The 13,939-nt window shown below is 70.6% G+C and carries 13 protein-coding genes; 2 read left to right on the forward strand and 11 right to left on the reverse strand.

What is annotated here, in order from left to right; all coding sequences use genetic code 11:
• Positions 1-58: 58 nt before the first annotated feature.
• The 7 genes from LO762_RS16540 to LO762_RS16570 all read right to left on the reverse strand — a co-directional run bounded on the left by LO762_RS16540 (position 59) and on the right by LO762_RS16570 (position 6,361).
• Positions 59-1,399, reverse strand: a complete 1,341-nt coding sequence (locus tag LO762_RS16540; RefSeq protein WP_230616130.1) for a replicative DNA helicase — start codon at positions 1,397-1,399, stop codon at positions 59-61.
• Positions 1,396-1,959 carry an ATP-binding protein gene (locus tag LO762_RS16545; protein ID WP_230616132.1) on the reverse strand — a complete coding sequence of 188 codons (564 nt, stop codon included), beginning with the start codon at positions 1,957-1,959 and terminating at the stop codon, positions 1,396-1,398. The genes LO762_RS16540 and LO762_RS16545 overlap by 4 nt, the downstream gene beginning before the upstream one ends.
• A complete protein-coding gene (locus tag LO762_RS16550) occupies positions 1,956-3,011 on the reverse strand; it encodes a helix-turn-helix domain-containing protein (protein ID WP_230616134.1) in 1,056 nt (351 codons plus the stop codon). The genes LO762_RS16545 and LO762_RS16550 overlap by 4 nt, the downstream gene beginning before the upstream one ends.
• Positions 3,008-3,358: a hypothetical protein gene (locus tag LO762_RS16555; RefSeq protein ID WP_230616136.1), complete on the reverse strand. Its 351-nt coding sequence runs from the start codon at positions 3,356-3,358 to the stop codon at positions 3,008-3,010. Before LO762_RS16555 ends, LO762_RS16550 begins: the two co-directional genes overlap by 4 nt.
• A 76-nt stretch (positions 3,359-3,434) precedes the next feature.
• Positions 3,435-4,310, reverse strand: a complete 876-nt coding sequence (locus LO762_RS16560) for a phage antirepressor KilAC domain-containing protein (RefSeq protein WP_230616138.1) — start codon at positions 4,308-4,310, stop codon at positions 3,435-3,437.
• Entirely contained in the window at positions 4,307-4,669 is a 363-nt protein-coding gene (locus LO762_RS16565; RefSeq protein ID WP_230616142.1) for a hypothetical protein, read from the reverse strand. The genes LO762_RS16560 and LO762_RS16565 overlap by 4 nt, the downstream gene beginning before the upstream one ends.
• A 798-nt stretch (positions 4,670-5,467) precedes the next feature.
• Positions 5,468-6,361, reverse strand: coding sequence for a tyrosine-type recombinase/integrase (locus tag LO762_RS16570; RefSeq protein WP_230616145.1), 894 nt, complete (start codon positions 6,359-6,361; stop codon positions 5,468-5,470).
• Between the two features lie 252 nt (positions 6,362-6,613).
• Between LO762_RS16570 and LO762_RS16575 the strand changes: the two genes are divergently transcribed.
• Positions 6,614-7,258: a TetR/AcrR family transcriptional regulator gene (locus tag LO762_RS16575; RefSeq protein ID WP_230616147.1), complete on the forward strand. Its 645-nt coding sequence runs from the start codon at positions 6,614-6,616 to the stop codon at positions 7,256-7,258.
• An 82-nt stretch (positions 7,259-7,340) separates the two neighbouring features.
• Positions 7,341-8,804 (forward strand): aminopeptidase P N-terminal domain-containing protein, encoded by a 1,464-nt coding sequence (locus LO762_RS16580; RefSeq protein WP_230616149.1) that lies wholly within the window; start codon positions 7,341-7,343, stop codon positions 8,802-8,804.
• Positions 8,805-8,816: 12 nt separating this feature from the next.
• Here LO762_RS16580 and LO762_RS16585 read toward each other — a convergent pair whose 3' ends face one another.
• From LO762_RS16585 to LO762_RS16600, 4 genes are all read right to left on the reverse strand, one after another.
• Positions 8,817-9,608 carry a PhzF family phenazine biosynthesis protein gene (locus LO762_RS16585; protein ID WP_230616151.1) on the reverse strand — a complete coding sequence of 264 codons (792 nt, stop codon included), beginning with the start codon at positions 9,606-9,608 and terminating at the stop codon, positions 8,817-8,819.
• 875 nt (positions 9,609-10,483) lie between these two features.
• Positions 10,484-11,659 carry a helix-turn-helix domain-containing protein gene (locus tag LO762_RS16590; RefSeq protein ID WP_255686177.1) on the reverse strand — a complete coding sequence of 392 codons (1,176 nt, stop codon included), beginning with the start codon at positions 11,657-11,659 and terminating at the stop codon, positions 10,484-10,486.
• A gap of 61 nt (positions 11,660-11,720) precedes the next feature.
• Positions 11,721-12,368 (reverse strand): HAD family hydrolase, encoded by a 648-nt coding sequence (locus tag LO762_RS16595; RefSeq protein WP_230616156.1) that lies wholly within the window; start codon positions 12,366-12,368, stop codon positions 11,721-11,723.
• 104 nt (positions 12,369-12,472) lie between these two features.
• Positions 12,473-13,939: a glutamate synthase subunit beta gene (locus tag LO762_RS16600; RefSeq protein WP_230616158.1), complete on the reverse strand. Its 1,467-nt coding sequence runs from the start codon at positions 13,937-13,939 to the stop codon at positions 12,473-12,475.

Here is a 13,939-nt window from a genome sequence, read left to right on the forward strand (position 1 = left end):
GGAGACTCCTTCTGAACGGGCCTGCTAGAGACGGGCCCGTTCGTGTTGGTGGTGTGGGTCATCGGTCGGTGGCCATGTCCATGAAGCGGCTGTGATGGCCCTGGAACGCGGCGGTGACGGTCGAGGTGGGGCCGTTGCGGTGCTTGGCCACGATGAAGTCGGCCTCACCGGCGCGCGGGGCCTCTTTGTCGTAGGCGTCTTCGCGGTGCAGCATGATCACGATGTCGGCGTCCTGCTCGATCGAGCCGGACTCGCGCAGGTCGGCGAGGATCGGTCGTTTGTCGGTGCGCTTTTCGACCTCGCGGTTCAGCTGCGCGCCGACGACGACGGGGATGTCGAACTCCTTCGCGAGCAGCTTCAACGCGCGGCTGAGCTGTGACACCTCGGCCACCCGGTTGTCGGCGCGGCGGCCCTCGCTCTGCATGAGCTGGAGGTAGTCCACGACCAGGAGGCGGGCGGGGTCGCCGGAGCGGCGCATCTTGCGGAGCCGGGCGCGGATGCCGGTGAGGCCGACGCCGGGGTCGTCGTCCAGGACGAGGTGTTCGACGTCGCCGAGACGGTCGATGGACCGAGCGACCCGGCCCCACTGGTCTTCGGTCAGGTTCCGCTCGCGAAGCGCGGTGAGATCGACGTTGGCGGCGTGGGAGACGATCCGGTCCATCAGCTCGGTCCGGCTCATCTCCAGCGATGCGAACAGGGCGGGGACGCGGAGTGTCACTGCCGCGTGGTAGGCGGCGTTGAGCATGAACACGGACTTGCCCATGCCGGGCCGGGCCCCGACGACGACGAGCTGGCCGGGGCGCAGGCCGCCGCCCAACAGCCGGTCGAGGTCGGTCCAGCCGGTGGGGAGCGTCTGGTCGGGGGTCTTGTCCTCCAGGCGGTCGAGGTATCCGGGCAGGGCGGCGGCAAGGGTGGGGGCGGTGTCGGCGAGCTGGTCGGAGACGTCGGTGTGTTCGGCGAGGGCGTCGGCGGCGAGTCCGATCCGTTCCTCGGTGCCGATGTCACCGGTGCGGGCAAGCCGCCGGAGCCGGGTCGCTGCGGCGTCCAGCCCACGCCGTGACGCCCAGTCCACGAGGATGGGGGCGTAGTGGTAGGCGTTCTGCGGGACGGGCGCCGCCTCGAAGATGTCGATGACGAACTTCCCGGTGCCGCCCAGGATCTGCTGGAGCTCCCCGCGCGCGTCGAGCCAGGCGCGGACGGCATGCGGCTCGGTGGGGGCACCGGCCTCCCGCAGGGCCTTCAGGGCCCTGAAGGCGGCGCCGTGCGCTGCGGGGAAGTGGGATTCGTTGAGTCCTGCGATCATGTCGTCGGCGACGTCGGCCGAGTTCATCATGGCGCTCAGCACGATCCGCTCGGCGTGCTCGTCCCGCATCGGGTCGGTGTCGAACTCGGGGGTCACCGGGCCCTCCTGTCCTGGCCGTTGAGGATGACGACGGTGGCCCGGTCGGCGAGGCGGGAGACGATGCGCTCGCCGAACGCGGCGGTGAGGTCGGGGGTGTTGGTGGTGGTGATGGTCGGGCGGCGGTGGGCCCAGCGCTCATCGGCGACGCCGAGCAGCAGCTCGCGTTCCCACTCATTGCCGCGCCCGGCGCCCAGGTCGTCCAGGAGCAGGATGTCGGCCGCGGTCATCGCGGCGAGCGCAGACCGGTCGGTGGGCGGCGCGATGGCCGTACGCCAGCGGGAGCCGGAGACGACCATGACGCGGCCGGGGTAGCCGTCGGAGATCGCGCGTTCCAGGACCTCGAACGCGCTCCAGGTCTTGCCGGTGCCAACCTGGCCCGCCAGGACGAGGTTGGCGGCGTCGCCGTCGAGGAGGCGGCGGCCCCAGGCGGCGACGTCGGGGTGCAGGTCGCCGGCGTCGCGGAGGTTGGCGGGGCGCTGGCGGCAGAAGATTTCCAGCCGGTGGCGGCGGCGCTCCTCGTGCCATTCGCGCATGGCGTCGTCTTCGTAGAACGTCATCGTCCAATAAGTCCTTTCTCGGTGTACTCGAAGCCCCGGGCCGGGACCTGGGAGCCGGTGCCGGGGGCGTGGCGGGTGTCAGGCGGCGGGGCGGCGAGCCGGAAGTACTCGATCCCCAAGTTGTGGAAGCCAAGCTGAACTTTGCGGCCGAGTGCGTGGGCGGCTTTAACGAGCCGTTCGGGGTCCTTGCTCTCGGCGAGCAATTCCTTGGCCTGCCTGCCGATGTTGGCGATCTGGCGGCGGGTGGGGTCCTCGCCGTTGGTGGCGGCGCGCACGCCGTCGATGTAGGCGGCGACGACGGCGTCGGCTTTCGGCGACGCCTCCGGCTTGGCGGCCTTCGGTTTGGCGCGACTCCGCTTCGGCTTCCCTTCGGGTGACGGGGTGGGCAGCGGGACCACGATCCCGCCGTCGTCGCCGATCTGGGTCTGTCCGTCGAGCTGTCCCGCGCCCGCCGTCGCCGGAGGCGGCGGGGAGGGGGGTACAGGGGCGGTACAGAGGGGCGGTAGGACGGTATGGGGGTCAAGTTGTCCCGGATTCCGGTCAACTTGTCCCGGACATTGGCTTTGTCCGGTCAAGTTGTCCTGGACTCCGGTCAACTTGTCCTGGACATCCACCGCCGTCCCTGACAAGTTGTCCTGGACGGTTCCGGTCAAGTTGTCCTGGACGGCGCGGGTCTGCCGCTTGCGGGCCGCGTCTTTCTGGCGTTCGGCTTCAGCCTTCTCCTCAAGAGCCTTCCGCTCGGCCTCAAGGTCGCGGCGGCGGTGCATCGCGAGGTTCCACCGGTTACAGCCGCCCGCCGTCGCCCCAGCGCGGACGATCAGGTCGGCGGCCTCCAGGCGGGCGAGGGCACGTTGAATCGTCCGGCGGTCCTGCCCGGTCCGGAGCTGGAGTTCGGTCATCGCGGGCCAGGAGTCGCGGCCCTGCTTATCGGCGCGTTCGGCGAGGGCGATCAAGACGAGCCGGGCGGCGCTATCCGCCGTCGGCTTCCTGTCGCCGCCCGTGGCGGGGATGGGGGCGTGGTCGAGCGCCCACAGGATGGCCTCGACACTCACCCGCGCCCGCCGTCCAGCTCGTCGCGGAGCCAGCCGTCGATGTCGGCACGCAGGGCAGCCACGATGGGCGCCCGGTCGGGCTCGGCCATCTGCCCGGTGCGCTCGGCGCGCCGGGCGAGCACGACCTCGGACATGTCGGCGAGGTAGGCGCGGATGAGATGGTGGATCGCCTCGCGGCAGTCGGCGGCGTGGTCGGCCCGCTGCTGGACGGGACACTGCCGGGCGCGCTCAGCGCGGCCCTCGGCCGCACGCCGGGCGGCAAGCTGCCTGCGGGCGTCCTCGCGGCGGTGGCGGAGCTGCTGGGCGACGCGGCGGGCGGCAGCGTGGCCGTCGTCGGTCTCAGACATGGGTCCCCCGTTCTGAGGGTGCGTTGAGGGGCCCGGCGGCGGGGGGAGACCGCCGGGCAGGGGATGGGGCTGTGGGCTACGCGGGCAGGCTGAGCTGCCGCCCGTGGGCGTCGAGACGGCCGGTGCCACCGAGACGCCGGTGCAGGGCCTCCAAGCCCTTGACGGTCACGCGGACCTGCGGCGGGTCGAGGACCAGCAGACCGGTACGCGGGTGGTAGTGGGACTGGGGCAGGATCGACAGGTGGCCGCTGGTCACACGGTCCTGCTTGGGCGTCCACGCGCCGTCCGGCCCGGACCGGAAGATCCAGCCGAGCCGCTCCAGCTCCCGGAACAGGCGGCGCTGCCCGATCTCGATCGACGGGTCGCGGGAAAGCAGTTTCGCGGCCTGGGCGACATCGACGTCGCCGTCGGCGGTCGCCAGCACGTCCCACGCCTCGGCCTTGGGCTCGGCCTCGGCGAGCCGCTCTTTGGCCTCCTGGCGGGCGGCCCGCTCGGTGCGGGCGATCTGCACGGCGCGGGTGGCCTTGGCCGCCAGCGTCTCGATCAGGTCCAGCTCGCCGCCCTCAGTGATGGCGGGTGCGGCGTCGGCGACCTCGGCCTGGCGGGCCCTCGTCGCGAAGTACACCTTCGCGTCGGCGACGGCCTGCTTGGAGCCGTCGCACTCCAGGGCGACCATGTACGCGCCGAACCTGGTCAGGCGATGGTCGGCGACCTCGCGACTCGCTCCCGAGCCGATCGGGACCATACTGCCGGTGTCGGCAATATGGTCGTGACCTGCGCCTTCGCCCAGCGCAAGGTCGATAGCGGTACGGGCGGACAGAACGCGGTCCTCGAAGTTCCCCCAGCGGGAGTAGCCCAGCAAGGGCATGAGGTCGCGGGCGGTCCAGTACTCGCCGCGCTCGTCCATGCGCCTGATCGCGTCGAAGGGCGAGGTGTGGGCGAGGCCGCTCACCGGGCGGCCTCATCGGCCTCGCGCTCCCCGGCCTCGGCGCGGTCGCGGGCGCGCGCCCGCTCCAGCGTCTCGGCGTCGCGGGCGGCCTTGCGCTCCTCGCGGGCCTTCCGCGCGGCCTTCGCGGCCAGGAACGACATCCTGGCCATGTGGGCGCGACGAGCGTTCTCGACGGCCGCCGCGCGGGTCTCGGGGTCCATGACCCCCTCGGGGTCCACCTCGCGCTCCAGCTTGGCCAGCCACCCCTCGCGGGCGGGGGCGGTGGCGGCGGTGCGGTCGGTGACCTTGGCCCAGGTCGCGTTCCCCGCCATGCGGGCGCGGAGCACCCGCTCCTCGGCGGTCAGGGTCTTGCTGGCTGCCACTCCGGGCTCCTCTCGTGGGGCCCAGCAGCACCTAGTCACTCAACGTAGTCTGCGTGTCACTGCGAGGTGACTTGCACAGCGGTTCGCTGTAGACATACATTGATGAACCGGTGAGCGTCGCCTGAGAAGCGACGCCCACCGAACAGACTCGGCACTGCCGGGCTGCTCTCAGGCCCACTGCGGGAAAAGATGCTTCCTACGGCATCCCGCGGTGGGCCTTCCGGCGTCTTCGCTGAAGATTAGCCGAGAGGCACTGCGTAGACAACACGACTCGCCTACGTGCCCTGTGGATAACCCCAGAAGCCCATGCGCGAGCCTAGCGCGCCCTAGCGGCCGTCCCCCGAATCCACCCACCTTCCCCCGCACCCACCTGCGACTTCCTGCGCGCCGCTGCCTGTGTTCTCCTAGGCGAACTCCCACGATTTGCGCGCGGAGCAATGCACACATCCACAGCAGCGTCCACAGCAGCGTCCACGGCGCCGCCCACCGCGCGCCACGCGCCGGTAGGCACTGGTAGACACTGGTGGGGGTTGCTGTGGGACTCCACCGGCGTCCGCCGGTGTCCAGGGCGTACCGAAGCGTGCCAAGGCGTTCGCGAAGAACTGCGAAGAGCCAGCGGTGCAAGGAAACGCAAGAAAATACAGGAAGGCGCAACCCGAGATAACCTAAGGCGCACCAAATGACCCCGAGCCACTGTGCGGCCCGCATTGTTGCACGATAAGAAACAGCAATTCGCCAGCGCTAGACAACGCTAGCCGACGCCAATCAACGCCAATAGGGTTCGCGCCGTAGACCGCGTCACACGTCCCCGAGCCCGAGCCTGCGGGCCTCCTCGATCGCCCGCTTCTGGGACGTTGACCGGCTGTACCTGTCGATCATGGCCCGCGACGACCACCCCGCCGACGCCAGCAGGCCGTTCTCCGAGCCCCCGGCCTCCAGCCAGCGCCCAGCGAAGGTGTGCCGGAGTATGTGCGGGTGAAGCCACGGCATCCCGGCGGCGGCCCCGCGTTGCTTGAACATCTGGTGGAGCGCGTAATACCCGAAACCCTGCCCTCGATCCCCCAGCCACAACGCGGGAGTCTCAGCAAGCTTGTGAGAGCGCCGTAGTCTCAGGTACCGGTCGATGGCGCGGGCGGTTTGCGGACCAAAGGCGACGCGGCGGCCCTTGCCGCCCTTTCCCCGCCGGATCGTCGCGACACCGTCGCGGATACTCACATCTTGCATGCTCATTCCGACGACTTCACCGGCCCTCGCGCCCGTCTCGGCCATGAGCCGGATGATCGCCTCGTCCCGCCGCGCCCGCAGGTCCCTGCCCGCGCACGCAGCGATGAGGTCGGCCAGTTGCTCTTCGGTGAGTTCCGGGACGACGGGGTCGTCCGCCTTCGGCAGCGTGAGGGTGGCCAGCTCGTGGTGGTCGGTCTCCTCCTCTTCGGCCAGCCACCGGGAGAATTGCTTCAGCGCCTTGGCGCGGGTGCGGACCGTCTCGGCGGACGCCCCAGCCCTCAGGAGGTCGGCGAGGAACGCGGCGGCACTCCGGCGGTCAAGGGTGTGGTCGCCCCCGTTGTCGCGCGCCCACGCGCCGAAGCGGCGGGCGGCCGTGCCATAGCCCCGGAGCGTCTGGGGACTCTTCCGCTCGGCGGTGAGGTGGATCAGCCAGGACTCGGTCAAGGCGTCGTACTCCGCAGCTTCCATGCCCGTTATCTTGACCTATAGCGCTGCGCTAGGCAAGTAGCTCATGAACTCTCATCAAAGTGCCAGCTCAGAGCCGGTAGTACCCAAGTCCGCTAGACAAGATAACACGTGGTGATCTCGGTCTCGACGGTCTCCATCCGCCAGATCCTAGGCCGCCTCCCCATCCGTGCCCCTACCTGCGGCGGCGCCCCGCGCGCGGCGAACCCGCGAGCCCCGGAGGGTGATCAAGGGGGCCGGTACAATCCGGGCATCATGACGATGTCCTCACGGCCGCTGCGCAGGGACGCGGAGCGCAACCGGCAGCGGGTGCTCGACGCCGCCCAGCGCGCGTTCGCCGAGCGCGGCGTCGAGACGACCCTGGAGGAGGTCGCCAGGGCGGCGGGCGTCGGCATCGGCACCGTCTACCGGCGCTTCCCGAGCCGCGACGCGCTGGTCGAGGCGGTGTTCGAACGGCAGCTCGGCTGCCTCGTCCGGCTCTCCGACGAGGCGCTCGCCGAACCCGACCCCTGGACGGGCCTCACCGGCTTCCTGCACACGATCGCCGTCGACCACCTCACCGACCGGGGCCTGCGCGAGATCACGCTCGCGCCGACGTCCGGCGAGGACAGGCTCAGCCGCGTCTTCGCCGCGCTCGTCCCACCCGCCGAACGCCTGCTCGACCGGGCCCGCACCGCCGGGGTCGTCCGGCCCGACGTCGAGATCGGCGACCTGGTCCTGGCGATGCTCGCGGTCGCGGACGTCGCCGAGCACACCCGGCACGCCCCCGGCCGTCCCTGGCTCCGCTACCACGCCCTCGTCCTCGAGGGCCTGCGCGCCACCTCCGCCGACGTCCCCCGCTCCCCCCTCACCGAACCCGACCTCAACGCCGCCGTCCGGGCCTGGGCCACCACCCGCTGACGCCGGTGTGGCGTCGTGGGTCGAGGGGCGCGAGTAGGCTTGCGGCGGCCAACCGACCAGGACCGACGTACGGGAAACGTGTATGAACACCTCCGAGGACGCCCGCTTTGTGACCGGCAGCCATGACCTGCCCGTGAGCGCGGCGCTCGCGGAGTTCTTCCAGCGGGGGTGGGCCCCGAGCGACCTGCCCGTGGCGTCGGTGCCCGCCGCCGTGTACGCGGCGAAGCGGCGGGCCGCGGTGTCGGCCCGGTTCCCCGGCGAGCGCCTGGTGATCCCGGCGGGCGGGCTCAAGGTCCGCAGCAACGACTGCGACTACCCGTTCCGGCCGCACACCGCGTACGCGCACCTCACCGCCGAGACCGCCGCCGAGGCGGTGCCCGACGCGGTGCTGGTGCTGGAGCCGACGCCGTCGGGCCACGAGGCGGTCGTCTACACGCATCCGCGCTCCCCGCGCGACGGCAGCCCGATGGGCGCCCAGTTCTACCGGGACCGCAGGCACGGCGAGCTGTGGGTCGGTCGCCGCCGCACCCTCACCGAGACCGAGGCCGCGCTCGGCCTCGCCGCCGCCGACCTGGCGACGCTGCCCGCCCGGATCGCCTCGGGCGCCGCGCCCGTCCGGGTGGTGCGCGGCGTGGACGAGGCGGTGGACGGCCTGGTGCCCGCGCCCGCCGACGGGGCCGCCGACGACGAGCTGCACGCCGTGCTCGCCGAACTGCGCCTCGTCAAGGACGAGTACGAGGCCGGGCAGCTCCAGGCCGCCGTCGACTTCACCATCGCCGGGTTCGGCGACGTGGCCGCCGCGCTGCCCGCCGCGATCGCACACCCGCGCGGCGAGCGCTGGATCGAGGCGACCTTCAACCGCCGCGCCCGCCTGGAGGGCAACGGCACCGGCTACGAGACGATCGCCGCGGCCGGGGCGCACGCCTGCGTGCTGCACTGGATCCGCAACGACGGCCCGGTGCCCGGCGACCAGCTCCTCCTGCTCGACGCCGGGGTCGAGGCCGACTCGTTCTACACCGCCGACGTGACCCGCACGATCCCGGCGGGCGGCACCTTCACCGACGCGCAGCGCCGGGTCTACGACCTGGTGTACGCGGCGCAGGAGGCGGCGATCGCCGCGGTCCGGCCCGGCGCGCGGTTCCGCGACTTCCACAACGCGGCGACGCGGGTGATCGCCGAGGGCCTCGACGACTGGGGCCTGCTGCCCGGCGGCGCCGAAGCCGCCCTGGACCCCGACTCCGGCCTGTACCGCCGCTACACCCTGTGCAGCTCGGGCCACATGCTCGGCATGGACGTGCACGACTGCGCCAAGGCCCGCGCCGAGACGTACCTGGACGGCGTGATCGAGCCGGGCCACGTGCTCACCGTCGAGCCCGGCCTCTACCTCCAGCCCGACGACCTGACGCTGCCCGCCGAGCTGCGCGGCATCGGCGTCCGCATCGAGGACGACCTGCTGGTCACCGAGACCGGCGCCGTCAACCTCTCCGCCGCGCTGCCCCGCCAGGCCGACGACATCGAAGCCTGGCTCGCCGACCACCGAGGCTGACCCGCGCGCTCTTCACACCATGAGTTCGCCGATCAGGACGATCACCGCCTCTCCGGTGAGCGCGACCCGGCCGTCCGCCAGCTCGACGCCGACCCGGCCGGGCCGGGACGACACCTGGAGCCCGGTGAGGGCGGACCTGCCGAGCCGTTCGGCCCAGTAGGGCGCCAGCATGCAGTGCGCCGAGCCCGTCACCGGATCCTCGGGGACGCCGACGGACGGCGCGAAGAAGCGGGACACGAAGTCGGCGTCCGCGTCGGCGTCGCCCGGCGCCGTCGCGCAGACGCCGCGCGCGTCGAGGGTGGCGAGCAGCGCCATGTCCGGCCGCAGCCGCCGCACCGTCGCCGCGTCGGGCAGCACCGCGAGGATGTCGTTCTGTGTGTTCCGCGCCGTGAACACCGGTTCCGCGCCGAGCGCCGCGGCGAGCCCCGGTGGTGCCTCGATCCGTTCGGCGGGCACCGACGGGAAGTCCAGCCGCAGTCCCGCCCCCTCCTGCCGCACCGTCAGCACCCCGCTGAGCGTGCTGAACTCGATCTCCTCCCCCGCCCCCACCAGCCCTTCGGCATAGAGCGCCCGCGCCGCCGCCAGCGTGGCGTGCCCGCACAACCTCACCTCCGTCTCCGGCGTGAACCACCGCAACTCGAACCCCTGATCGAGCGCCCGCACGAACGCCGTCTCCGAGTGCCGCATCTCCGCGGCCACCGCCTGCATCCACCCCGGCTCCACCGGTTTCTCCAGCAGGCACACCCCCGCCGGATTCCCCGCGAACGCCCGATCCGTGAACGCGTCAACAACAAAGATCCGCATACCCCCACCCTAAACACACACCCCGACACTCTCCGCGACCCCTGTGGATAACTCGGAACGCCGAAGGGCGCGCCCGCCAGTCCACGACCCTAGACATGGCGCGCCCGCCCCGCACCCGGCCACCCGATCATCAACTCACGCAGCCGCCCCAACGTCGCGGCCTCCACCAGACGGGCTCTCCCGCGTTCCGACCCCGGCACGTAGGCGAACCACACACCACACGCCTCCCCCCACCACACCAAGGCCCCCGGAACCTCCCGCGCCAACTCCGCCGCCACACAGGCCCGCTCCCGCCTCGCCCGCTCAGCCTCGGCGGCCGCACGACTCAACCGCACCATCACCGACCACCCCGCCCCACCGCACGCAGATGACCCACCAGGGCGGGCCTGGACGTCTCCCACACGATCAACGCCAACAACGCCCGCACATCCCGAACCGGACACTCCACCAGCCCGTCATCCCCCACCTCCAACACGAACCCACCCCCGACCAAACGACGCGGATACACACACGTCCCCACCACCGAACCCCACCGACTCACCAACAGATACGGCCGCCGCCCCTCCCACCGCACCCGCCCCCGCACCCCGAGCACCCCCAACGGCACCCGCAACACCATCAACACCCACCACTCCCCCCGCGCCCGACGAACCGGACACCCCATATCCCCGCCCATCGATCAGACCCCTCTCCGGTCGAGGCCCCGGCCCAGTGGATGAGATCACGGCACCGGGGGCCGCCTATGAAGGCCGCACGGAGAAGGGATACTGACCGCGCCGCCGACTCTGGCTTTCCGTTGTCCAGCGGTTCGATGGTCTTGTATCTGTCCCTACCAAAGTGACACAGCTTGTGTCACCCCTCTTGCGGAGGGGCTGTTATATCGCCCCCACCCATTCCGCGTAGCTGATGAGAGACTGGGGAGGAGTCCTATGCAGACGGAGAAGAGTGCCGAGCGCCTCGCGAACTTGGGGATGCTCGCGAACGTGTTGCGGCGCGATCCGGCGTGCGTTCTGGAGGGACCGGAAGGCATCGTCGCGTCGCCCGGTCCAGAGCTGGGCACGCGCTACCTCAAGGAAGTAGTGGGAGCGTCGTTCGGCCGGGAATCCGGTCGGCGGGCTCCAACCACCCGCAGCTGTGACCGCCCGACCTCCGTCACCAAGTTCCACTGCCATGGATACCTCATGCACCCGCATCGAGTCTGGGCCGAAAGCCGTGCCGCTATAGACGCCCTCAGGGACGAGCGAAGCGAACTTGCGGGCCTGCCTCATGTGCTCGTCAGGGACTTCTGAATCCGCTAGCAGGCGAGCGGCCACGACTGCGGCACGCATATGCAGCGCGCCAAGAGCGGCAACCTCTCTCGTGGTTCGTGGTGTCGGAATGACCTTCAGAGAATCTTGGAGAGCACGCAACCCAGGTGCTAGGTTGCGGCTCGCGAAGAACGTCTCTGTCCGGACATAGGCGACAGTCGCCGTCAAGACCCTATCCTCCGCCAGTTCGGCCGACTGGCGCATGATCTCGATCATGCGCGCGGACAGGTCGTAGTAGCCATATTTGTAAGCGATCGAGTCCGCCGCGCGATAAGCAGTTGTGAACAGCGCAGTAGCCTGCCGCCGGTGATCGGGGCTTCCGGTGTGGAGCGCTCTGGACAACTCGCTCAAGAGATCCGCGATCGTCCCGCTGAGGCGGGTGTACTGCGACGCGAGTCTCTGCGCTGTAGCTTCATGGACAGCCGTCCGCAATTCGTTCAGCGGGCGAACGGCCCCCTCTTCCGGAAGATCGTAGGCGTCTACTGCCCGGCGGATCTCGGGTATCGCTCCGTGGACACGGCTGTTCGACCTACCTTCCACTCCTGTCAACCGTTCCGGCTCGACTCCCAGCGCATCGGCGACCGCGAAGAGAACAGGTTCAGTGACCGCTCTGCTACCTTGTTCGATCTTCCGGAGCGTGCTCAACGAGATGTGTGCGGCTTCGGCCAGCTCTGGCTGGGACATGCGCCGAGCCGTACGAGTGGCAGCGATCTGCTTACCGATCGATGGTGCGGGAACCGCCATCAGAGACTCCGATCAGGTCTCTGCGTAACATACCTCTCAGCAAGGATCTCTTGGCTGAGAGTCACAAAACGGGTGTCAGGAGATCGGGGAGTTCGAGCAGATCATTGATTCGCCAGTCGGCGCGGGCTGCCGTCTCCCGTTCGTCGGACCACAGGTAGCCCCACGGCCCGCGACGAATCAACGCTGTACGCAGACCCGCTGCCTGAGCGGCGAGCACATCGTTGTCCAGATGATCGCCGACGTAAAGGATCTGGTGAGGCAGCCGCTGAGCCCAGGTGCTGACCTGCGAGTAGAACCGAGGATCTGGCTTGGCCACTGACCAGTCCCCGGACGTGGCCACGGCATCAACGGGGAGGTTCAGATTCCTGAGTAGTTCACCCGCTCGGACCGTCTGGTTGCCGGCCGCACCCACCCAGAGGCCGCGAGCGCGCAGCTCGGAGAGCGTGGGCCGGACGTCCGGATAGAGGTCCGACTCCGAGATCTGCTCGCCGCATCCCGCCGCTTCCCGTGCGGCGCGTTCGGCGGCCACATCGAGCCCCGGACGAATCAGCCGCAACGCATCCGCGTTATCGCGACCCACCGCAGTGACCGCCCCGACCAGCGCCGAGAGCGTATGCGGCGGAACGCCCAGCCACGCGGCCCAAGCTCCCCACTCCCGAGTGTCATCAACCAGGGTCTCGCCAATGTCGAACACCACCGCTGTGATCACCGCGCCAGTTTAGGGGGCGCTCGGGGGGTTCGGGACTGGGTGGTTGAGGGGAAGTGTGAAGGGCGCGTCCCCTGGTCGGGGGCGCGCCCTTCTGGTGACGGTAGTTAGGCGATGGGGCGGGCGGTGGGGGGGATGGGGTAGGGGAGGGCGGTGGTGCCCTGGAGGTCGCGGTCTACTCGGGAGGCGGCGGCTCGGCCTTCGGCGATGGCCCAGACGATGAGGGACTGGCCTCGGCCCATGTCGCCGGCGACGTAGACGCCGTCTACGGAGGTGCGGTAGTCCAGGTTGCGGACTACGTTGCCCCGGCCGTCGAGGTCGACGCCGAGCTGCTCCAGCAGGCCCTCGCGCTGCGGGCCGAGGAAGCCCATGGAGAGGGTGACGAGTTCGGCGGGGATCTCCCGCTCGGTGCCCTCGATCGGCTTGAAGCCGGTCTGGGGGCCTTCGACGTCCACGAGGCGCAGCGTCTTGACGTTGCCGTCCTCGTCGGCGGTGAAGCCGAGCGTGTTGACCGCGTAGACCCGGGGGCCGCCCGCGGCCTCCAGCTCCTCGTGCGCGCTCTCGGTCTTGAACAGGATCGGGAACGTCGGCCACGGCTGGCCGCCGGGCCGCGCGGCGGGCGGCTTCGGCATGATCTCCAGCTGGGTCACCGACGCGGCGCCCTGGCGCAGCGCGGTGCCGATGCAGTCGGCGCCGGTGTCGCCGCCGCCGATGACGACGACGTGCTTGCCCTCCGCCGAGATCGTCGGCTCCGGCAGGACACCCTCGGCGACCTGGTTCGCGATCGGCAGGTACTCCATCGCCTGGTAGACGCCCTTGGCCTCGCGGCCCGGCACGCTGAGGTCGCGCCACACCGTCGCGCCGCCCGCCAGCACCACCGCGTCGTACTCGGCGCGCAACTCCTCGGCGGTGACGTCCACACCGACGTTGACGCCGGTCCTGAACACCGTGCCCTCGGCGCGCATCTGGTCGAGCCGCCGCTCGACGTGCCGCTTCTCCATCTTGAACTCGGGGATGCCACGGCGCAGCAGGCCGCCCGCCGCGTCCGCCCGCTCGTAGACGACGACGTCGTGCCCGGCGCGCGTCAACTGCTGCGCGGCGGCCAGGCCAGCGGGCCCGGAGCCGACGACGGCGACCTTCTTGCCGGTCTTGACGGCCGGAGGCTCCGGCTTGACCCAGCCCTCGGCGAACGCCCGGTCGATGATCTCGACCTCGACGCGCTTGATCGTCACCGGGTCCTGGTTGATGCCGAGAACACAGGCCGTCTCGCAGGGCGCGGGGCACAGCCGCCCGGTGAACTCCGGGAAGTTGTTGGTGGCGTGCAGCCGTTCGATGGCCTCGCGCCAGTCCTGCTTGTAGACCAGGTTGTTCCACTCGGGGATGAGGTTCCCCAGGGGACAGCCCTGGTGGCAGAACGGGATGCCGCAGTCCATGCACCGGCTCGCCTGGCGCTCCAGGGTGGGCCGCTGGAAGTCCTCGTAGACCTCCTTCCAGTCACGGATGCGCACGTCCACCGGCCGCCGGGCCGGCAGCTCCCGCTGCGTGACCTTCAGAAACCCCTTGGGGTCTGCCAT

Origin of the sequence: Actinocorallia sp. API 0066 (assembly GCF_020991275.1) — a bacterium.
GTDB lineage: Bacteria > Actinomycetota > Actinomycetes > Streptosporangiales > Streptosporangiaceae > Actinocorallia.